Origin of the sequence: Fructilactobacillus ixorae (genome assembly GCF_024029915.1) — a bacterium.
Taxonomy (GTDB): domain Bacteria; phylum Bacillota; class Bacilli; order Lactobacillales; family Lactobacillaceae; genus Fructilactobacillus; species Fructilactobacillus ixorae.
Genome location: NZ_CP097478.1, coordinates 271,706 through 291,235, shown reverse-complemented (window position 1 = coordinate 291,235; position 19,530 = coordinate 271,706). Strand labels below are relative to the sequence as shown.

General features: G+C 49.7%; 21 protein-coding genes. 3 read left to right on the top strand and 18 right to left on the bottom strand.

Translation table 11 applies throughout. The features are described from left to right. Nucleotides 1-108: 108 nt before the first annotated feature. Together rpoE and M8332_RS01360 are read right to left on the bottom strand one after the other, a co-directional pair. On the bottom strand, nucleotides 109-663 hold the full coding sequence (rpoE, locus tag M8332_RS01365; RefSeq protein WP_252780402.1) for a DNA-directed RNA polymerase subunit delta: 555 nt from the start codon (nucleotides 661-663) through the stop codon (nucleotides 109-111). A gap of 48 nt (nucleotides 664-711) precedes the next feature. After that, nucleotides 712-1,146, bottom strand: a complete 435-nt coding sequence (locus M8332_RS01360) for a YwiB family protein (protein ID WP_252780401.1) — start codon at nucleotides 1,144-1,146, stop codon at nucleotides 712-714. Between the two features lie 121 nt (nucleotides 1,147-1,267). Here M8332_RS01360 and M8332_RS01355 point away from each other — a divergent pair, with 121 nt between their 5' ends. Both M8332_RS01355 and yidA read left to right on the top strand, forming a co-directional pair. Next, on the top strand, nucleotides 1,268-2,644 hold the full coding sequence (locus tag M8332_RS01355) for an HD domain-containing protein (RefSeq protein ID WP_252780399.1): 1,377 nt from the start codon (nucleotides 1,268-1,270) through the stop codon (nucleotides 2,642-2,644). Then, the gene (gene yidA / locus M8332_RS01350; protein WP_252780398.1) at nucleotides 2,637-3,455 is read left to right on the top strand and encodes a sugar-phosphatase; all 819 of its coding nucleotides are present in this window, start codon (nucleotides 2,637-2,639) and stop codon (nucleotides 3,453-3,455) included. Before M8332_RS01355 ends, yidA begins: the two co-directional genes overlap by 8 nt. A gap of 47 nt (nucleotides 3,456-3,502) precedes the next feature. On the opposite strand, the gene M8332_RS01345 is transcribed toward yidA, so the two are convergent. The 3 genes from M8332_RS01345 to purR form a co-directional block, all read right to left on the bottom strand. Continuing rightward, entirely contained in the window at nucleotides 3,503-4,498 is a 996-nt protein-coding gene (locus M8332_RS01345; RefSeq protein WP_252780396.1) for a ribose-phosphate diphosphokinase, read from the bottom strand. A gap of 67 nt (nucleotides 4,499-4,565) precedes the next feature. Continuing rightward, a complete protein-coding gene (gene glmU / locus M8332_RS01340) occupies nucleotides 4,566-5,945 on the bottom strand; it encodes a bifunctional UDP-N-acetylglucosamine diphosphorylase/glucosamine-1-phosphate N-acetyltransferase GlmU (RefSeq protein WP_252780394.1) in 1,380 nt (459 codons plus the stop codon). Between the two features lie 12 nt (nucleotides 5,946-5,957). After that, a complete protein-coding gene (gene purR / locus M8332_RS01335; RefSeq protein ID WP_252780393.1) occupies nucleotides 5,958-6,788 on the bottom strand; it encodes a pur operon repressor in 831 nt (276 codons plus the stop codon). 164 nt (nucleotides 6,789-6,952) lie between these two features. Here purR and M8332_RS01330 point away from each other — a divergent pair, with 164 nt between their 5' ends. Further along, a complete protein-coding gene (locus tag M8332_RS01330) occupies nucleotides 6,953-7,204 on the top strand; it encodes a DUF3923 family protein (protein ID WP_252780392.1) in 252 nt (83 codons plus the stop codon). 47 nt (nucleotides 7,205-7,251) lie between these two features. Here the strand turns inward: M8332_RS01330 and M8332_RS01325 are convergent, their stop codons facing one another. The 13 genes from M8332_RS01325 to trpS form a co-directional block, all read right to left on the bottom strand. Continuing rightward, nucleotides 7,252-8,046: a metal ABC transporter permease gene (locus M8332_RS01325; protein WP_252780390.1), complete on the bottom strand. Its 795-nt coding sequence runs from the start codon at nucleotides 8,044-8,046 to the stop codon at nucleotides 7,252-7,254. Continuing rightward, nucleotides 8,039-8,737 carry a metal ABC transporter ATP-binding protein gene (locus M8332_RS01320; protein ID WP_252780389.1) on the bottom strand — a complete coding sequence of 233 codons (699 nt, stop codon included), beginning with the start codon at nucleotides 8,735-8,737 and terminating at the stop codon, nucleotides 8,039-8,041. Before M8332_RS01320 ends, M8332_RS01325 begins: the two co-directional genes overlap by 8 nt. A 101-nt stretch (nucleotides 8,738-8,838) precedes the next feature. Then, nucleotides 8,839-9,069: a Veg family protein gene (locus M8332_RS01315; RefSeq protein WP_252749765.1), complete on the bottom strand. Its 231-nt coding sequence runs from the start codon at nucleotides 9,067-9,069 to the stop codon at nucleotides 8,839-8,841. A 60-nt stretch (nucleotides 9,070-9,129) separates the two neighbouring features. Continuing rightward, nucleotides 9,130-10,017, bottom strand: coding sequence for a 16S rRNA (adenine(1518)-N(6)/adenine(1519)-N(6))-dimethyltransferase RsmA (gene rsmA, locus M8332_RS01310; protein WP_252780387.1), 888 nt, complete (start codon nucleotides 10,015-10,017; stop codon nucleotides 9,130-9,132). Then, complete coding sequence (gene rnmV / locus M8332_RS01305) at nucleotides 9,992-10,576, bottom strand: ribonuclease M5 (RefSeq protein WP_252780385.1); 585 nt, start codon at nucleotides 10,574-10,576, stop codon at nucleotides 9,992-9,994. Before rnmV ends, rsmA begins: the two co-directional genes overlap by 26 nt. Beyond that, the gene (locus tag M8332_RS01300; RefSeq protein WP_252780384.1) at nucleotides 10,577-11,350 is read right to left on the bottom strand and encodes a TatD family hydrolase; all 774 of its coding nucleotides are present in this window, start codon (nucleotides 11,348-11,350) and stop codon (nucleotides 10,577-10,579) included. Nucleotides 11,351-11,422: 72 nt separating this feature from the next. Then, nucleotides 11,423-13,459 carry a methionine--tRNA ligase gene (gene metG, locus M8332_RS01295; RefSeq protein WP_252780382.1) on the bottom strand — a complete coding sequence of 679 codons (2,037 nt, stop codon included), beginning with the start codon at nucleotides 13,457-13,459 and terminating at the stop codon, nucleotides 11,423-11,425. Nucleotides 13,460-13,507: 48 nt separating this feature from the next. Beyond that, nucleotides 13,508-14,344 (bottom strand): DUF72 domain-containing protein, encoded by an 837-nt coding sequence (locus tag M8332_RS01290; RefSeq protein WP_252780381.1) that lies wholly within the window; start codon nucleotides 14,342-14,344, stop codon nucleotides 13,508-13,510. Continuing rightward, a complete protein-coding gene (locus tag M8332_RS01285) occupies nucleotides 14,337-15,065 on the bottom strand; it encodes an NAD-dependent protein deacylase (RefSeq protein WP_289847023.1) in 729 nt (242 codons plus the stop codon). Before M8332_RS01285 ends, M8332_RS01290 begins: the two co-directional genes overlap by 8 nt. 17 nt (nucleotides 15,066-15,082) lie before the next feature. Continuing rightward, nucleotides 15,083-16,045: an IpaB/EvcA family protein gene (locus M8332_RS01280; protein WP_252780379.1), complete on the bottom strand. Its 963-nt coding sequence runs from the start codon at nucleotides 16,043-16,045 to the stop codon at nucleotides 15,083-15,085. Beyond that, nucleotides 16,035-17,303, bottom strand: coding sequence for a hydroxymethylglutaryl-CoA reductase, degradative (locus M8332_RS01275; protein ID WP_252780378.1), 1,269 nt, complete (start codon nucleotides 17,301-17,303; stop codon nucleotides 16,035-16,037). Before M8332_RS01275 ends, M8332_RS01280 begins: the two co-directional genes overlap by 11 nt. Before the next feature lie 19 nt (nucleotides 17,304-17,322). Then, entirely contained in the window at nucleotides 17,323-18,252 is a 930-nt protein-coding gene (locus tag M8332_RS01270) for a Ppx/GppA family phosphatase (protein WP_252780376.1), read from the bottom strand. Between the two features lie 27 nt (nucleotides 18,253-18,279). Then, nucleotides 18,280-19,296: a tryptophan--tRNA ligase gene (trpS, locus tag M8332_RS01265; protein ID WP_252780375.1), complete on the bottom strand. Its 1,017-nt coding sequence runs from the start codon at nucleotides 19,294-19,296 to the stop codon at nucleotides 18,280-18,282. Nucleotides 19,297-19,530: the final 234 nt, after the last annotated feature.

Genomic DNA, 19,530 nt, shown 5'->3' with positions numbered 1-19,530 from the left:
AAAAAGCTCCCCATTCTCAAACAGAAAGGGGAGCTTTGGATTCGTATACTTTACAATTTGTAAAGTGCCCAAGAACGATACTAATAAAAATCAAGCACTCCGTCAAGTTTAATCTTCTAAATCATCATCGTGGTCGTCTTGGTCATCATCGTCATCAACCTCAACATCATCGATTTCATCATGGAAGTCTTCGTCTTCCGGATCATCATGATCGTAATCAATGTCTGCGTCGTTATCCGTGGTATCGTCATCGTAGTCAACCACGTCATCTTCATCTTCGGGGTCATCATTTTCGTAGTCAATCACGTCGTCTTCGTCAGAAGCATCTGCCAAAAAGGCGTTAATTTTGTGCCGTTTTTTGGTTTTCGGTTGATCGTCACCCTCACTCGCCGTTGCTTCATCAACGGATTCAAAAGGATACCAGGTCCGCAAGCCCCACACGTTGTTACCGAGGGAGATGAAACTTCCATCTACGTTCAGATCGGAATAAAATTGGACTAACTTGTCCTTAATTTCTTTGTCACTAAAACCTGTGTATGCTTGAATGGCATTCACTAGATCTGGAAACTGCATCGTTTTCCCGTGATCAGCCAAAATCGCATGAGCAACTTCAATCATTGATAATTCATTTTTGTTTGCTTCATCAAGCTTTTTAAGTTCCAAATTAGACACACGCCTTTCTAGTTTACCGTTATACTTCATGATACTAATTTATGGGTAAAAATGCAATCGAATCTGGTGGTTCCCCACTTCCGTACCATCCGTAAAGATTTGGTAATCGGCCGCGATGCTCCCGGTTCGTTGTTCTAGGTCGATTGCTAGCCGTAGCGACGTTGTTTCAGCCGCTAACTCTAATTTGCCGTATGGCGTTACGTCCACATTATTCGTCCGTTGCCCCGGCTTGAGGTGAAGCGTCAGATGACTCTCGCCCCGGCGACTAATCCGTAAGGACTCGTCACCGTCAATTTTATAGGTCACTGGCACCGCCGGGCGTTCATTTTGTTCGTTAAAGCGAAGGTAAATGGTCTCTCCCAGCTGCACAAGTTGCCCCGTGCCCGTGAAGTTATATTCCTCTTGTTCCCCCGCTTGATGGAGGATGGTGTGCCCCTCGATATGAACCGGGTGACCTGGTTGTGATTGTACCATTAATAATCTTCCTTTCTAATCGATTGCTTAATGCGTATTCGTCATTCTTGCTTCGTCCCACTAGAGTGTCTGACGAATTGGGTTTAGTACGGTATAATGGTAAAGAAACGGAGGTGGAGCGATGAACGCCCAAACAGAAAAACTAAAGCAGGAAAAGGTGATTCGGGATCCGGTGCATAGTCACATTTACATCCAGGATCAGATTATCATGGATTTGATTAACACCGCCGAATTTCAGCGGCTCCGTCGCATTCATCAACTGGGGACCACGTCGCTGACCTTCCCTGGCGCAGAGCATACCCGCTTCGCCCATTCCCTTGGCGTCTATGAAATTGTCCGACGCATCTGTAACCATTTTCAACGAAATTATCCCACACAGACCCCAAATGATGGCCTGTGGGACGATCACGAACGACTCGTCGCCGAATGTGCCGGCTTGTTACACGACATCGGTCATGGGACCTACTCGCATACCTTTGAACACATCTTTAAAACTAACCACGAAGCCATTACGCAAGCCATTATCACCTCTGAGCAGACGGAGGTCAATCAAGTCCTCCGCAAACTGGGGCCGAACTTTCCCAACCAGGTGGCCAGTGTAATTAATAAGACCTATCCCAACCAACAGGTGGTCCAGATGATCTCCAGTCAGTGTGATGCAGACCGGATGGACTACCTGTTGCGGGATTCGTACTTTACGGGGGCCCAGTACGGGAACTTTGACCTCGACCGCATCTTACAAGTTATGCGCCCCTATCACAATGGGATTTGTTTTAAAAAAAGTGGGCTCCACGCCATCGAATACTACATTGTTTCCCGGTACCAAATGTACCTGCAGGTCTACTTTCACAAGACCTCCCGCTCCATGGAAGTGATTCTCGCTCACCTGTTAAAACGCGCCCAGTTAATTGCGCAGGATCCGGGCGCTCCCGCTGATTTTCAGCCCGGACTGTTACGACCGTTTTTAACTGGGGACTTTGCCATTCAACGCGATTTAACCCAGTATCTACGCCTTGACGACGGCGTGTTAACCACCTATTTTGCTAACTGGCGGGACTTTCCCGATCGGATTCTTGCCGATCTAGCGACCCGCTTTTTAGACCGGAAACCGTTTAAATCCGCTAAGTTTACGCAACAGATGGAACCCCTGCTTCCCTACTTGCAACAGCTGGTTGCGGATGTGGGCTTTGACCCGGTCTATTACACGGCAACTGATAATAGTTATAACCAACCTTACGACGTCTATGATCCTTCTGACCCCCATCCCAACGCGCAAATTGAACTCATGGAACGGGACGGCAGTTTAATCGAACTTTCTAAGGCCAGTTTGCTGGTTCAAACCATTACCGGGCGCGACATGGGTGACAGCCGGTTCTTCTTTCCCAAGGAAATGTTTCAACCGGAAGCCGCGGGCTTATTTGCAGAAACGGCAACCCAGTTTCAAAGTTACATTCGCAATGATCAGATTATCAATCCAAAGGAGTCGACTAATGACTGAAATTAAACTGATTGCCATCGATATTGATGGCACCCTCTTAAACGAACAAAATGAACTAGCCCCGGCCACGATTAAGGCGATTAAGGCCGCGCATGCCCAAGGCGTTAAGATTGTCCTCTGTTCCGGACGCCCGTTAGCTGGAATTCGTCCCTACCTCAAACCCCTTGGGTTAAGTGGGGAACACGAATACGCCATCGCCTTTAACGGAGCCATTGCTGAGGATCTCACTGGCCAGATTATCTTTGCCACCAACGTCCACTACCAAGACTACTTGGAAGTAGAAATGATGGCGCGCGAAATGGGCGTTCATTTTCAGATTGAAACGAACGACGGCATTTATACCACTAATCGTGACATCAGCAAGTACAGTGTCTATGAAAGTCAGTTAGTTAACCTGACCCTTCACTATCGCACTCCCGAAGAGATTACCCCGGACTTTCAGATTGCCAAGCTGATGTTTATCGACGAACCCGAACAGATTGACCTTGCTAACCATAACCTGCCCGACTCGCTGAAACAGCGAATGAGCGTGGTGAAGAGTACGCCGGTCTTTTTGGAATTCATGAACGCAAGGGCGGGGAAAGGGCCAGCGGTCAAACAGCTCGCGGAAAAATTAGGCTTGACGGCTGCCAACGTGATGGCCATCGGCGATCAAGAAAACGACCTCAGTATGATTAAGTACGCGCACACGGGCGTGGCGATGGGAAATGCCATCGCCGACGTAAAGGAGCAGGCGCAGTTTGTTACGAAACCCAATAGTCAGGATGGGGTCGCCTACGCGATTAACCAGTTCGTTTTAAATGCCAATTAATTAGCGGTTAAAAAGAGTGGTTTAGCACGATGCTAAACCACTCTTTTTTAATTATGTTTCATTTCATCGGTTTCATAGTTAAACCGGGAATTAAACAAGGGACTAACTGGTCGATTCTGGTCAATCCGCAGGATGGCATCGCCCACCAGCGGAGCTACCGAAATCTGCTTAATCTTAGCAATTTTCTTTGCTTCTGGAAGTTGAATCGAATCCGTTACCACCACTTGCTTGATCGGTGCGGCGGCTAACCGCTCCGTAGCGGGGCCGGACAAGACCGGATGCGTACAGCACACGTACACTTCGCACGCTCCTGCATCAATTAACGCTTGTGCGCCTTGCGTAATCGTACCGCCGGTATCAATCATGTCATCAATCATGATGGCCCGTTTGCCCTGCACGTCACCAATGATGTTCATAATCTTTGCAACGTTCGCTTTGGGCCGGCGTTTATCAATGATTGCAATTGGGGCGCCCAAGAATTCCGCCAAGGCCCGGGCCCGCGAAACTCCCCCGTGATCGGGTGACACGACGACCGCATCCTCAGCCAGGTGTGTTTGAATGAAATAGTCCGCGAGTAACGGCGCTCCCATCAGGTGATCAACCGGAACATCAAAAAAGCCTTGAATCTGGGCCGCATGTAAATCTAAAGCCACCACCCGGGTAATCCCGGCCGTTTGCAACATGTCAGCCACTAATTTAGCTGTAATCGGTTCCCGCGAACGGGCCTTGCGATCCTGGCGGGCATAGCCGTAATACGGAATTACCACGTTAATCGTGGCCGCACTGGCCCGGCGTAAAGCGTCAACCATGATCAGGAGCTCCATTAGGTTATCGTTCACCGGATCAGACGTTGATTGAATGATGTAGACGTCATCCCCACGGACACTTTCATCAATTGTGATTTTAATCTCCCCATCACTAAAATGGGAGACTGATGCCTTTCCAAGCGGGATTCCGATGTGAGCAGCCACCTTTTCGGCGAGCGGCCGATTGGAATCAAGCGCAAAAATTTTCATATTGGATTCAGTTGTTTTGGTGTCCATAAGTAGCCCCCGTTTGTAGTTTATCATCTCAACTAAATTATATTATGCTTCGCTTGTTTCAGCAAACTTAGTCGGCTCCGTTAAACGGTAAGCGTTGGTAATAATCTGGCTTATTCGTTTGCCGGTTCCGGGCAATTGCCATGTCGTACTGGTTAATGTCATCCGTAATCGTTGATCCGGCTGCGATAAAACTGTGATCCGCAATCGTAAGCGGGGCAATTAAGTTTGCATTACTACCAATGAAGACGTCATCCCCCACCGTGGTTTCGTGTTTGTGCTTGCCATCGTAGTTTGCAAAAATCACTCCACAACCAATGTTGATGTTTTTCCCTAACTTAGCGTTCCCAACGTACGTTAGGTGCCCCAACTTCGTGCCGGCGCCAATCTCTGCCTGTTTAACCTCACAAAAGTTTCCGATGTGCACGTGTTCGCCAATGTGCGCCCCCGGCCGGAGATGACTGTTTGGGCCAATGTCTGAGTGGGATTGCATTTCGGCCCCTTCAAGGGTGGACGAGGTAACCGTTACGTCATCATGAATCACGGAATTAACTAGTTTCGAGTGGGCCCCAATCACGCAATCGCGACCAATCTTCGTTCCCTTTTGTAACTGTACTCCCGGTTCAATAATGGTATCAGGGCCAATCTCAATGTCTGCATCAATGTAGGTAGCAGCTGGGTCAATAATCGTCACCCCGTTACGCATGTGGGTTTCGTTAATGCGTTGTTGCATGACCTTGGTGGCGGCGGCCTGAGCAACCCGGTTGTTAACCCCCATTGATTCGGAAAAATCAGCCATCTTGTAGGCAGCAATCGTAGCGCCCTGCTGTTTAAGCACTTCAATTGCATCCGTCAGGTAGTATTCCCCTTGCGCATTATCATTATTCGTGCGGTGTAGCGCTTCAAATAACTTTTGGTTGTCAAAGACGTACACCCCGGTGTTAATTTCACGAATTGCCTTTTCTTCCACGTCCGCGTCTTTTTCTTCCACGATCTTTTCAACGATGCCCAAGTCATTGCGCACAATCCGACCATAGCCAGTTGGATCCGGTGCCATTGAGGTTAAAATCGTGGCCGTCGCCTTTTTATCTTCGTGATAAGCAAACAGGTTCTTCAAAGTCGTGGCTGTAAAGAGTGGCGTATCCCCGCTAATTACGAGGGTGGTTCCCTCAGCGTTTTTTAGTAACGGTTCCGCCCGTAACACGGCGTCCCCCGTCCCTAGTTGTTGATCTTGAACGACGTATTCCGTTCGCTTGCCTAGTTCTGCTTCCACGGCTTCGGCCCCAAAGCCGACAACCGTCACAATCTGATCCATGTTTAATTGGCTTACTTGGGTTAAGACGTGATCCACCATCGACTTCCCGCAGATTTGGTGTAACACCTTGTATAATTTTGATTTCATTCTAGTTCCCTTACCAGCTGCTAGAATGATCGTATTTCTCGTCGCCATGCGTTTGTACTCCTACTTACTTCCAAAAATTTTTTCGTCATAATTACCCTTGGTAATGCGCATCTCACCGTTAGCCTCATTTTCCATTTTAACCAACGACGTATAGTTTCCGACCGTTTGGGTCCCACTCTTGGAGGCTCCTTCGGCAAAGAAGGTACTCCCCACTAAATTACAGTCAAATTCTTCGATTAGGGAAGTAAGCCCGTTAATCGTGCCCCCACCGTGAATGAAGTCGTCTACGATCAACACGTTCGCGCCCTCATCTAAACTCCGTTTGGAAATCGTCATCCGTTTGATTTTCTTACTGGAGCCCGAAACGTAGTTAACGCTGACGGTGGAGCCTTCCGTAATATTCGTATCGTGTCTCGCAATTACTAAGGGCACGTTTAAATAAGCCGAGGCGGCTTGCGCAATCGGAATTCCCCGGGTAGCAACGGTTAAAACCGCGTCCACGCGCTGGTTCAGATACTGCGTAGCAATCATCCGGCCTAGGTACCGCAACTTTTCGGGATCGCCCAGAATATCTGACATATAGACGTAGCCACCGGGCAGTAACCGGTGGGAATTATTCAAAATGGCAATCACGTCATCCATAAAGTGGTCGGCGGCTTCCTTTAAAATGTAAGGAATGTACTTGGCCCCACCGGCTGCGCCTGGAACGGTTTCCACTAATCCAATCCCCCGGGCTTGAAACGTCCGTTTTAAAATGGTCAGGTCTTCACTAATGGAGGACTTGGCTGAGTCATAACGCTGTGCAAAAAACGTTAACGGAATTAACGCGTGCGGGCGATTTAACAAGTAATCAGTCATGTCTACCAATCGTTCACTTCGCTTAATTTTCATAATTTCACCTCATTGTAGTTTGGCCATACTGAAATTTTAGCATAATTGTTCGGTTTTTACGTTAAAATCCCGAAATTCTTAAAATAAAATCACTTAAACATCAAAATTGCTAACGTTCGTTAAAAATTCGCACTGGAATTAAGTTTGGGTCTGGTCAAAGCACCATGTTACGATATAACAAACGGTCACAAGGTGGTGAAGTTACAATGAAACTCTGGAAAGCGACCCTCGTTTTGGAAATTCTCAGCTTCTTGGTGTTAGCAACGGCTCTGTTCATGCGCCACAAAGCCGGGGCAGGCGTGGTCCAAACCCTTTCTACGCGCCTCATTGCGCTGGCCGTCCTCATTATTTTTTATTTAATCATCTTCGGACTTCAAGCCTGCTGGTACGCCTGGTTACACAAAAAAAACCACTAAACAACACAAAAGAGCTCCATTAGCTGTAATCGCTAATGGAGCTCTTTTTACCGTTCCCGTAGATAATTATATCCAAGCGCCGTAAAGTAAAGTCCACACTCGATGGTGGCAATGAAAAAGCTAACCGGCAGGTTCGTAACGTAGCCGAGGTATAAACCACCCCAAACTCCGATTAACCCGCACAAAATCGCCACACCGATCATACCACTTACCGAGTGGGCAAAGTACTTTGCGCTGGCGGCTGGTAATGTTAACAGGATAAAGATCAATAACGACCCTACAATCTGGGCGGCCACCGAAACACTAAGCGCTAACAGCAGTAAAAAGACAACTGAAATCAATCCACTCTTCACGTGCTGGGCCTTGGCCCCGACCGGATCAAACGAATCAAACTTTAAACTCCGATAGATTAAAAACAAAATGATTAAGACGATGGCGGCTAAGACCACCATTTGGTACACGTCCCCTTGACTAATGCCCACGACGCTCCCAAATAAAATGTTGGTAGCATAGCTGGCACTCTTATTGGACAGAGCTAAAAACAAAACCCCTAGTCCAATAAACAACCCAGAAATCGCACTAATCGAATCCTCTCGCCGGGCCGCCTTCGTACTCATCCTTCCGACCAGCACGGAACTAACCATGGTAAAGAGCAACATTCCGTTTAACGGCGTTAGCCCCACAAACATCCCAAAGGCCGCGCCCGCAAAGCCAATTTCTGACAGGGTATGGGTCAAAAACGACATGTTCCGGGCAACCACAAAGACCCCAATAAAGCCACAAACAATTGCAATCATCGTACTAGCAAGGTAAGCATTCCGCATGAAATCAAAACTAAACATGGTGTTCTCCTCCTTGGTATTCACTGACCTGCAGTTGGTCAATTGGGCCAAATTGGTAGCCATCGGGTCGCAACAAGAGGTAGTCATCTGAAAACTGCTTGGCTAACGGCACATCATGGGTCACGGAGATCACCGTAATTCCCGTGGTCTGATTCAGGTGCCGGACGAGGCGGAGAAGTTGTTCCTTCGCAATCGGATCCAAACTGGCCGTGGATTCATCCAAAATTAACAGGTCTGGCTTAATTACGAGCGCCTGTGCTAGATACGTTCGTTGCTTTTCGCCCCCCGAAGTCCGACCGAGGGGCTCAGTTTTAAGGTCCAGCAACTTGGTTGCTTGCAACACCGCCGTTAACCGGGCTCGTTCCGCACGAGTTAGCCACGGCCAGTGGTGTTGCGTAAAGTTCAAAGCGACAAAATTTTGGACCGCTAACGGATATTCATCATCAATGTTACGAAACTGGGGCACATAGCCAATCTTCACGGCCTTGCGATTCGGATAGAACGTCACACTCCCGTGGGTCGGTTTTAACTGCCCAAGGATAATCCGGAGGAGCGTCGTCTTCCCCACCCCATTTTCACCAACAATGCTTAAAAACCGTCCCCGTCGGAGTTGAAACGTTAGGTTATTTAAAACGCGTTTTTCGGTAAATTGTTCTTGCAAATCTTTCGTTGCCAAAATTAGGTCGTCCATACATCCTCCATGGCCAAATCAGTGCACTCAACGTCATTTCATTATAAGCTACCTAAAAATGAAAATAAAAAAAAGACCCTTGCAGTCCTTTAGTTGGTTATTTACATAAATGTCACTTGAATATCCTTCGTTAAGATCTTGGTGTAGGTAAATGAAGCGTGTGCAGGTTGCTCACTTGAATCAAGATCAACAATAAATACGGCAGGAAAGACCTCTACGAGGACGCCATCGTATTCGTTCGTACGTTTTCGCCCAGCTTGTTCAACAACTTTAATGTCACTGCCAAGGTGGTCTTGAATCCAACTTCTGATATCCGGCAAATTCATTTGCATTACAAATCACCTCACAGAGGTAATTTTAGCACAAAAACGCCGAAATGTAAAGATTCTAGCCTACTGGAGCAGTCCGACTTTGTGAAATTCATTGGTCAGAGTGATGAATTGCTCCACACTTAACGCTTGAGGCCGCACGCTTGGGGCAATCCCCATTGTTGCTAGAACCTGCTGCATGGTCGTCTTCGTCGCTGGTTGCTTGTCAAAGATGGACTGTAGGTTATTCCAAAGGGTCTTGCGACGGTGCATGAAGCAGCCGTGCACAAACGAGAAGAAGGCCGTCTGACTGTACGCCACTTCCGGACGCTCATCCTGTGGGGTTAATTTAACCACCGCTGAATCCACCTTAGGCGCTGGAATAAAGGAGTGCTTATTCACCTCTAGGGCAATTTCCACTCGATAAAGGTAATGTGTCATCACGCTGAGGGCCCCATAGTCGTGGGAGTGGGGTTGCGCCACCAGTCGGTTTGCGACCTCCTTTTGCATCATCAAAACGATCGTTTCAAAGTGCACCGCACCCTTTAAAAAGTTCATTAAAATTGGTTTGGTAATGTAGTACGGGAGATTAGCAACGGCTTTTAACCGGTGCTGGCGGTCTAACTCATGCTGTAAGATTGCTGGCACGTTCGCCTGTAAAAAGTCCTGGTTAATGATTGTCACGTTCTGATAATCAGCGAGGGTCTCGGCCAACACCGGAATCAGATTTTGGTCAATCTCAAACGCAAGGACCTGGTGTGCTCGTTGGGCAAGCTGTTCGGTCAGTGCTCCGATTCCCGGTCCAATTTCGACCACGTCGTCCTGATCCGTCACGTCCGCAGCGCTGACAATCCCTTCTAAAACTTGGAGATCATCCAAAAAGTTTTGCCCCAGGCTTTTTTTGGCACTCAAGTGATACTGATTTAAAATCCCGAGCGTCCGATTTCTAGTTCCGATGGCTGGTTGCTGCATGTGTTGTTCCTCCTTCTAGGTGGTTCAGCGCTTCGTGAAATTGCTCCTTGGTAATCCCAAACATCCGCAACCGCCGCTGGAGCTGCTTGGCATTCACGTACCCCAAGTGCAGGTACTCCCCGAGTTCTAAGCGCCGTTGTTTGGCAGCGTGATTGCCCATTAAATTTGCAGCCATTAGTTCCTCCCGAGTAATCACCTCGGGGTTACGATCACTTTCCGTGTATACCTGCGCCAACGCCTGACGAATCGCCGCTGGGGAAGCGTGCTCAACTCCTAACGAACCATGCGCTTTCTCCGGAGTGGCGGCCCGCTTATCTAAAAACGCATGCTTTGCTTCCGGGATTTCGTCGGCGATGATCCGCCGAATCTTTTCACCCGAAAAATCCGGATCGGTAAATACAATCACACCCCGAGTTTGCGCCAACCGATCAATTAAGGCGAGGGTTTCGTCACTGAGGGCCGAACCCCGGGTTTCAATCGTATCGGCATCCACGGCCTGTTGAATCCGTTCGGTATCTGATTTTCCCTCGACAATCAACACTTCTTTAATTCGTTTCATTTAACCTTCCAATCCAAAAATCCGGTTCGTGTTGGCATAGGTTGCCTGTGCAATTTGATCCGGGTCCACGTCTTTGTACCGAGCCACTGCTTCTAACGTATAGAGAGTATTGCCTGGTTCGTTTTCATGACCCCGCAGTGGTTCGGGCGCTAAGTACGGCGCATCCGTTTCAACTAACAACCGGTCCAGCGGCGTCTGTCGCACCGCTTCGTGAACCTCTTTCGTCTTCTTAAAACTTGCCACTCCACTGTATGACAACATCATTCCCAGGTCTAAAAAGCGTTGCATCCACTCCACATCCCCATTAAAGCTGTGGATGATGCCGCCAATCCTTTCGACGTGTTCTTCGCGCAAAATTTGATAGGTATCCGCAAAGGCCTCCCGGTTGTGAACCGAGATTGGCAGTCCCAGATCCTGCGCCAATCGAATTTGCTGGCGAAAGACGGCCTGCTGGGTCTTACGATCCACCCGGGTCTGGTGGTAGTCTAAGCCAATTTCTCCCAGCGCAACGACCTGTTCATCCTGCAGTTGCGCGCGCAACGTCGCCCCTGCGGCTTCATCGTAGCCATCCGCATCCTCTGGGTGCCAACCGACAATCGCCACTAGGCCTGGATACTGATGGGCCAATTCCAGCGCCCGCTGGTTTAAGGCCGCATTCGAGCCCACGTTTGCCATTCGGACAACTCCTAGTCGCTGCGCATGCTCAATTAGAGCAGCTTCCCGCCCCGCGAAGGCCGGATCATTTAAATGGGTATGAGAATCAAAAATTTGCATTGCCAACCTCCTGTGCATCATGATTTGATGAAACGCAAAAAAGTTTCACGCATTCGTGAAACTAATCGCAATTTATGCCAATGGACTTCCATTTGGCAGGGAGTCATCAACCGTTACCAGTTGGACGTTGCCATCTGCTTTTTCCACGGACAACAGCATGCCCTGGCTCAATTCTCCCCGCAGTTTAATTGGTTTTAAGTTGGCCACGATAATGACCTTTTTCCCAACGAGGGACGTAAAATCGGGATACCATTTCGCAATTCCCGACACAATCTGGCGGTCACCGTCGTCACCGGCAGCGAGTTGAAATTGGAGTAGCTTGTCTGCCTTGGGAACCTTGGTAACCGCTTTGATCTCTGCCACCCGCAGTTCGACCGCATCAAACTGGTCGATGGAAATCTGTTCCTTAATCTGCTTGAGCGTAGTTACGCCAGCCGGTTCGTCGGCCGGGCGTTGTTTCATCGCGGACCGACCCTTGGTCTTCTCACTGGCCGTCATCTGGTCCTTGATGTAGGCAATTTCTGCATCTCGATCTACCCGCGGAAAAATTGGTTCCCCACTCGCAATGACCTTTTGACCCTGTGGCAGGGCACTTAATTGGGCGGTCTGTAAGTCAAACACCCCGTCATTTTCTAAGCCCAGTTGGTTTTGAATCAGGTTCGCTGCATTGGGCATTGCTGGACTAATCAGTAACGAAATCAAGCGTAAACTAGCCGCTAAGTGCGCCATCACGTTGGCTAATTGGGCTTTAGCAGCGTCATCATCGTCTTTGGCTAGCACCCATGGTTCTGTTTGGTCAATGTACTTGTTGGTTTGACTGATTAACTTCCAAACCGCGGATAGCGCATCGGAAAGGTGCACCGTCTGCATTAACTCGTGATATTCAGTAGTAACGGCCTGAGCGGTGTCCTGCAGTTCTTGACTCGGTGCATCGTCCGTCGCGTGATACTCCGGTGTCACCCCGTCTTCATACTTGTTAATCATAGCCACGGTCCGATTTAAGAGGTTCCCGAGGTCGTTTGCAAGGTCATAGTTAACCCGGTCCACGAAGTCTTCTGGAGTAAAGACGCCGTCGCCCGCAAACGGCACGGCCTTCAGTAGGTAGTAGCGGGTCGCATCCAGCCCGTACCGGTCAATCAAGTCCTCCGGATAAATGGCGTTCCCCTTCGACTTCGACATCTTGCCGTCTTTCATCGTAATCCAGCCGTGACCATAAATTTCTTTGGGCAGGGGTAAGCCTAATGCGTGCAGAATAATCGGCCAGTAGATGCAGTGGAACCGGACGATTTCTTTTCCAATCATTTGCAGGTTGGCGGGCCAGAACTTCTTAAATAGAGCATCCTGATCGCTCCCATAACCCAACGCCGTGATGTAGTTGGTCAACGCATCAATCCACACGTACACCACGTGCTTCGGATTAGCCGTTACTGGGATTCCCCAGGAAAAGGTCGTTCTGGAAACGGCCAGGTCTTCAAGTCCCGGTTCCAAGAAGTTTTTCACCATTTCGTGCCTCCGCGAGCTGGGTTGAATGAAGTCGGGATGATCCTGGTAGTACTGCATTAACCAGTCAGCGTACTTACTCATCTTAAAGAAGTACGATTCTTCGTTAACGAGTTGCACTTCGTTGCCAGTCGGTGCCTTCCCACCAATCACGTTACCATCTGCATCCCGATAAACCTCGGCGAGTTGTGATTCCGTAAAGTACTCTTCGTCAGAGACTGAGTACCAACCGGTGTATTGGCCGAGGTAAATGTCACCTTGATCAAGCAGGCGTCGGAAAATCCGTTGCACCGCTTGCACGTGCCGGTCGTCGGTGGTGCGGATAAAATCGTCGTTTGCAACGTCAAGATTCATCCAGAGGTCCTTAATCTGTTGGGCCATCTTATCAACGTACGCCTGCGGTTCTAACCCGAGTTTCTCCGCCTTCTGTTCAATTTTTAGCCCGTGTTCATCGGTGCCCGTGAGGTAAAACACGTCTTCTCCCAAAGACCGGTGGTACCGAGCTACCATGTCGGCCGCTACCGTCGTGTAAGAGTTCCCGATGTGCAGCCGTCCCGACGGATAGTAAATCGGCGTCGTTACGTAAAATGTCCCTTGTTGGTCAGCCATGAAACTTCTCCTTTATCGTGTCGTTTACACTTATTATACATATCCTCGTTAAAATAAATCTAGTTGTTGCGCCGGTAATTCCGTCCCCGGCTGGTGGAGCATGCGCTGTAAGCTTAGGGCATTGGGCGCGGCGGCGTGACCCGTATTGTTATTAAAAATTACTACGACGGTCTGCGCCTGCTCCGCTAACGTCGTCGCCGTCGCGGCAAAGTGTGCTAGTTCAGTGTCTGAATAGTGATACCGGTAGCGTTCCCGGGTTCCTTTCGCCCATTCCATGGCATTTTGTCCGTGCAAGCGCAAAAACGCCAGCTTCGGATTAGTAACCACCGGTTGAAAGGGAATCCCGTTGGCCGTCGCGTGGGGTTCATCCACCACCACTTCACTCATCTGCAAGCTCTGTAAAAAGGCGGCGGTGTCGCGACTCAGTTCTGCCCCGTCCAGCCACGAGCGGTTGCGAAATTCCACTGCGAGGGGCAGCTTACCCATGTGCTGGCGCACTGCATGCAAATATTGTAAACTCTCTGGATTACACCGAAAGGACGGCGGAAATTGAAAGAGAATCGTTGCCAATTTATGGGCCGCAAGCAGTGGTTGCACCGCCACGCGCAGTTCATTAAAACGGGCCTTCCGAGCCTCCGCCGTAACCGGTCCCAACTGGGGCATGGGCGTTTTCGTCATCATGTAGTTTGCTTTCACCACAAATTGAAAGTTCGCTGGCGTCTCTCGCACCCATTTTTCCACCCACTCCACCTTTGGGATACTGTAAAAGGTACTATCGACCTCTACAATCGGAAAATTGGCCACGTAGTCGGGTAAGGTCGCTTGTTTTTTACCATTACTCAAATCCGGGTGATCGGTCCAGGTCGTTAAGCCGACTTTAATCATGACGAGCACCCACCTGTAAGCGGTCAAAGACTTCCGTAGCATCCAGTTGATACTGTGCTGTAACGCCCGAAAGCTCCAAGCGTTCCTGGTTAATAACCACAACGGGAACGTGGGGCTGGCGATAATCTAACAACCCGGCAAAGGGATACACGCGCATCGAAGTTCCGACAATCAAAATTAGGTCAGCAGTGTGGACCGCGTTGACGCTCGCCTGCGCCACCGCCGGGTCAATGCCTTCGCCGTACAAAACGACATCGGGGCGTAAAATCCCCCCGTCGGGTTCGTGGTACATGCTGTGGGCGTAGGTGGAATAATCAACCCCGGCCCCACATTTTTGACAGTAAATCCGGTAGAGGTTCCCGTGAAATTCGTGCAGGTGCCGCGCACCTGCTTGTTCGTACAAATTATCGATGTTTTGGGTTACAATTGCCGCCCGGTCTGCCCGCGTGAAGGCGGCTTGCTTGGTCTGAATGACGTTTGGTTGCGCCGCTGGATAGTACAGATTCTTCATTACAAACTGGTAAAATACCGCTGGTTCATTAACCAGACAGTCATGACTAAGATAGTACTCCGTGGGACGCTTGGTTTGCCCGGTGGTGTACAAACCCGTTTTCGACCGATAGTCCGGAATCCCAGAGGGGGTTGACACCCCTGCACCAGTTAAAAAGACCATCCGCTGGGCCTGGTCAACCTGAGCTTGTAATGCTGCAAAGTTTGGCACGTTTCCTTCCTCCTCGCCTACCGTTCCAAGTATGGAATGTGGAGTTCGTTAAATAGTTCCTGAACCGTTTTTTGGTAAAGTGCTTGCATGTAATCGGCACTCACTTTTTCGCCGACCGGTCCATCCAGTACCAACGAGTTTTGGTCATCACTAATGGTAAACCCAACGTAAGCGCGCTGGCCGGTTTCTCGGTTGCGCAGTTCTGAATAGTAAAGTTTAAAGACCTGTTTGACCTGTAATCCTAATTGGCGCTTCGAAAAGACCGAGGTCAGCATTGCAAAGTCGTTGAGGTGCAAAGCCGGTAATTTCCAGTCTTCCAATTGGCGATCAAAGGCCCGAAACAGCTTCACCACGTTTCGCCGTAGCGCAAACGGACTGTTCGTTGGTTTGGCCGTCAGCAGCTGGTAAAGCTGGTCAGCGGCCTGCGTTGCCAGCGGAAAATCATGCTCAAACAGGTAGCGATAATGATCAAAGTGCTCTCCCAAAAAGACCCGGGCGTCTAGCACCGTCACTAACCGGGTGATCATCTCCGGATCCGCCTGACCCTGTTCGGGGGCAATGGTCTGCCGAACCCCCTTCACGACTTCTGCTTCGACCGTTTCGTCAATTAAGCCGTGCTTACGTTGTTCTGGGTACACCACGAAGTGACTCACCGTATCAAAGAGATCGGTCCCCACGTAACGGAGTTGTTCGTCGAGCTGGTCGTCACCAGTCGTCAGGGGAAAGTAAACCTGGGGAAAACCGCGCAGGGTCATCAGAATGTGCACTAATTCGTGGCTGGCCAAAAAGTCCGGGTCGGTCACGTCACTTAACTGCACAAACAGATGCTGACCATCTTGCATGGTTTGCACCTGATCGTGCCGTAGGTACCCCGCCTTTAAATCCCCAATGATTTGCACCTGAACGTCCCCGTCAAAAAACCGGGCAACCGTGTTTAACAGGTCCTGAACCGCCGGCTTTAATGCGACGTCATTTGCCATCGGTGTCATCCTCCTTCATGTTGGCCACCAACTGGTGGGCGTGCGCTAAATCTTGTTCGTGCTTGGGTAACCGTTGCAGGGCGCTAACCACCTGATTCACCTGAGCGGGCGTTGCTCCAGCGGTCAAAGCCAGTGACTTCAACTGCAAGCGCATGTGACCCTGTTGAATCCCATCGGTCACTAAGGCCTTTAGGGCGGCTAGGTTTTGTGCTAATCCAACTCCGGCAAGCACGTTCATCATCTCTAAGGCGGACTGAATTCCTAGAATCTGGTAGTTAACCTTACTCATCTCGAGCACGTGGGTCGCCCCGCCCACAATTCCCGTGGGAATGGGAAGCCGAATCCGACCCTCTAGGCCGCCATCCGTCACGCGCCACTTGCTCAAGCCCTTGTAGGTACCCTTGCGAGCTGCAAACGAGTGTGCCGCACTTTCCACGGCCCGCCAGTCGTTGCCAGTCGCCACCACGACGGCATCAATGCCGTTCATGATGCCCTTGTTATGGGTGGCAGCTCGTTTCGGGTAGATGTTAGCCACGTCTGCGGCTTCCGCAATGCGAGTGGCCACGGTTTCTCCTGATAATTCGCCCCGTTGTAAGGCCGCAAACGGGACCATTCCGGTCGCAATGACCACATTATGGTCCCCAAAGTTTGACAAAATGCTCATCAGCACCGGTTGGCCCAGTTCCGCTTCAATTTGTTCGGCCACTGCTTCTAACATCGAGTTCAACGTGTTGGCCCCCATGGCATCGCCCACGTCCACGAAGAGTTCTAACGACACGTGCGCTTCGTCAATGATGTTAAATTCAACATCTTGAACGCCCCCATACTTGGTGATACTGGGATGCGCCCGTAAGGCCGTTTCCATGATGGCAGCTTTCTGGTTGGTAAACCAGTCCTGAATGGCTAACACGTTATCAGCCTTAATAATTACTTCCCCGGTCAGCACCCGGCTCTCCGCGTGCGCGGTAATTCCGCCCCCGCGTTTTAGCATGGCGGCGCCGTTACTAGCTGCGGCAATCACGGAAGGTTCCTCAACGACCATTGGTACTAAATACTCCCGGCCGTTTACCACTAGGTTCGTGGCAATCCCCTCTGGTAACCCATAATCAGTCAGGTAGTTTTCAATTAAATCCCCACTAACTGCATTATAGTGGCGATTGATCACGTCAAGGTCCGCTGGTGATAGCGGGACAACCTCCGTTAAGGTTGCCAACCGGTCAGCATATGATTTGCGGTGAAACCCGTGCAGTTTCTCCATTGCGCGTTCCTCCTCTCCTTTAAGCTTTGGTTCGTTGTTCTAAGTATTCGTTAATTACTCCTTCCCGGACTCCACCATCCGAAAAAATGACCCGTTTGGAATCAATGAAATCCATCACGGCCGTTAGGTTGAGTAACCCCCCAATGATCACATCCGCCCGGTCACTCTCAAGGCCGTTAATCAGTTGGCGCTTTTTCAGGGGTTTGCTCAGGAGTTCGCGCATGGTTTGATCCACCTGTTTCCGCGTTAGTTGGTAGTTTTGAATTTCATCGACCTGCCGAAAGTGCTGGCGGCGCCGGTTAATTCGCGCCAGGGTCCGCGCTGCCCCGCCAATTAGGACAATCGGGTAGTGCGCTGGATGCCCTAGCCACCCAATCTTACTGAACTGTTCAATAATGTGCTGTTGGGCCGCAAATAAGTCTGCCGCTTGCACCTGATTTTGCAGGTGAAATTGTTCCGTAAGTTTAACGGCGCCGGTCGGGATGCTCACGTAGTTGATTGCTTGGCGGTTACGCACGTGGACAATTTCCACACTAGCGCCACCGATGTCCATCAACACAAAGTCACGGGCCTTAATCCGGTTAACGACACCTTGGTAATCAAAATAAGCCTCTTGTTGCCCGGTCAAAACCCGGACGTCGATTCCGAGCTCCGCTTTAATGCTCTGCAAAAAATCGGTTTGGTTTTGTGCCTGACGCACGGCCGCGGTGGCAATGGCGCGGACCACCACGTTCGGTAGTTTTTCGTATTCACTTTGAAACCGACGCAGGGCCGCAATCGTCCGTTTCATTGCCGAAAATTGGAGAATATTGTGTGGCCCCATTCCCTCTGATAGACGGGCAGCACTTTTCATTCGTTTGATTTCTTGGTAATGACCTGCCTCGTCAATGGCGTAAATGGCCATGCGAACCGAATTGGACCCAATATCAATAATTACAAAGTTTTCCATGGGACGCTCCTTTGTCACCTGGACCTGTTAGGCAAAATAGTTAATCCCCATGGCATTGCGAACCTCATCCAGGGTTTGTTCTGCCACTTGGTTAGCTGTCTGACTCCCCGTTTGTAAGATCTTTGCGACCTGAGCTGGATCCTGAGCGTACTGTTCCCGCCGGGTCCGAATTGGCTCTAAAACCGCTTGGAGGACTTCATTTAAGTATTGCTTAATTTTAACATCTCCCAAACCACCGTGGGCATATTGTTCCTTTAATTCAGCGACGTGTTGTTGATCAGGAGCAAAGATATCTAAGTAGGTAAAGACCGGATTCCCCGCAACCTGGCCCGGATCCTCAACGTGAATGTGGTTGGGATCCGTGTACATAGACATCACCTTTTTTTGAATCTCATCGGCGTTGTCCGACAGGTAAATGGCATTATTTAGCGACTTACTCATCTTCGCGTTCCCGTCTAAGCCTGGAATCCGCCCCGCTCCTTTGGGAGGGAAATACCCCTCGGGCTCTACTAAGACATCCGTGTGGTAGGCCCGGTTAAAGCTCCGCACAATTTCTCGAGTTTGTTCCAGCATCGGTTCCTGATCGTCACCAACCGGCACCACCGTTGCCTTAAAGGCCGTAATGTCTGCCGCTTGACTCACCGGATACGTTAAAAAGCCCACGGGAACGCTCTCCTTGAAACTCTTTTGCTGAATTTCATGTTTTACCGTTGGATTCCGTTCCAAGCGCGCCACGCTTACGAGGTTCATGTAAATCATGGTCAGTTCGTTTAAAGCGGGAATTTGGGACTGCACAAAGATTGTTGACTTTTTCGGGTCTAAGCCCACGGCTAGGTAGTCTAAAGCAACCTGAAAGAGGCTCTGGCGAATCTTTTCGGGATCTCTGGCGTTATCAGTCAACGCCTGCATGTCAGCAATCATAATGTAGGGATCATACGCCCCCGTGTTCTGTAGTTTAACCCGGTTCTCTAACGACCCAACGTAATGGCCGATATGGAGCTTTCCCGTCGGGCGATCACCCGTTAAAATAATTGGTTTGGTCATGTTAAGCTTCCTTTCTAAAAAAGCGCCTATTGATTCAAAATCAATAGGACGCCTCAACGTGGTACCACCTATATTGCAACTTAATGCCACTCAGATTATCAAAAATTAGAGTTTCCAGTTCGTTTTGTCTGGTTAGTTTCAGCGAGTCTAACCTCTCTGTTTTAGTGACGCCACTACTCAACTTCATTGTTATTTTAGGTTTTTTTGGCCCCCATGTCAAAGGCACAGAAATTG

What these genes read in the sequence shown, in the direction of transcription:
- M8332_RS01360 (WP_252780401.1), bottom strand. Translation starts at nt 1,146, where the DNA reads ATGGTACAATCACAACCAGGTCACCCGGTTCATATCGAGGGGCACACC.
- M8332_RS01355 (WP_252780399.1), top strand. Translation starts at nt 1,268, where the DNA reads ATGAACGCCCAAACAGAAAAACTAAAGCAGGAAAAGGTGATTCGGGAT.
- yidA (WP_252780398.1), top strand. Translation starts at nt 2,637, where the DNA reads ATGACTGAAATTAAACTGATTGCCATCGATATTGATGGCACCCTCTTA.
- M8332_RS01345 (WP_252780396.1), bottom strand. Translation starts at nt 4,498, where the DNA reads ATGGACACCAAAACAACTGAATCCAATATGAAAATTTTTGCGCTTGAT.
- glmU (WP_252780394.1), bottom strand. Translation starts at nt 5,945, where the DNA reads ATGGCGACGAGAAATACGATCATTCTAGCAGCTGGTAAGGGAACTAGA.
- purR (WP_252780393.1), bottom strand. Translation starts at nt 6,788, where the DNA reads ATGAAAATTAAGCGAAGTGAACGATTGGTAGACATGACTGATTACTTG.
- M8332_RS01330 (WP_252780392.1), top strand. Translation starts at nt 6,953, where the DNA reads ATGTTACGATATAACAAACGGTCACAAGGTGGTGAAGTTACAATGAAA.
- M8332_RS01325 (WP_252780390.1), bottom strand. Translation starts at nt 8,046, where the DNA reads ATGTTTAGTTTTGATTTCATGCGGAATGCTTACCTTGCTAGTACGATG.
- M8332_RS01320 (WP_252780389.1), bottom strand. Translation starts at nt 8,737, where the DNA reads ATGGACGACCTAATTTTGGCAACGAAAGATTTGCAAGAACAATTTACC.
- M8332_RS01315 (WP_252749765.1), bottom strand. Translation starts at nt 9,069, where the DNA reads ATGCAAATGAATTTGCCGGATATCAGAAGTTGGATTCAAGACCACCTT.
- rsmA (WP_252780387.1), bottom strand. Translation starts at nt 10,017, where the DNA reads ATGCAGCAACCAGCCATCGGAACTAGAAATCGGACGCTCGGGATTTTA.
- rnmV (WP_252780385.1), bottom strand. Translation starts at nt 10,576, where the DNA reads ATGAAACGAATTAAAGAAGTGTTGATTGTCGAGGGAAAATCAGATACC.
- M8332_RS01300 (WP_252780384.1), bottom strand. Translation starts at nt 11,350, where the DNA reads ATGCAAATTTTTGATTCTCATACCCATTTAAATGATCCGGCCTTCGCG.
- metG (WP_252780382.1), bottom strand. Translation starts at nt 13,459, where the DNA reads ATGGCTGACCAACAAGGGACATTTTACGTAACGACGCCGATTTACTAT.
- M8332_RS01290 (WP_252780381.1), bottom strand. Translation starts at nt 14,344, where the DNA reads ATGATTAAAGTCGGCTTAACGACCTGGACCGATCACCCGGATTTGAGT.
- M8332_RS01280 (WP_252780379.1), bottom strand. Translation starts at nt 16,045, where the DNA reads ATGGCAAATGACGTCGCATTAAAGCCGGCGGTTCAGGACCTGTTAAAC.
- M8332_RS01275 (WP_252780378.1), bottom strand. Translation starts at nt 17,303, where the DNA reads ATGGAGAAACTGCACGGGTTTCACCGCAAATCATATGCTGACCGGTTG.
- M8332_RS01270 (WP_252780376.1), bottom strand. Translation starts at nt 18,252, where the DNA reads ATGGAAAACTTTGTAATTATTGATATTGGGTCCAATTCGGTTCGCATG.
- trpS (WP_252780375.1), bottom strand. Translation starts at nt 19,296, where the DNA reads ATGACCAAACCAATTATTTTAACGGGTGATCGCCCGACGGGAAAGCTC.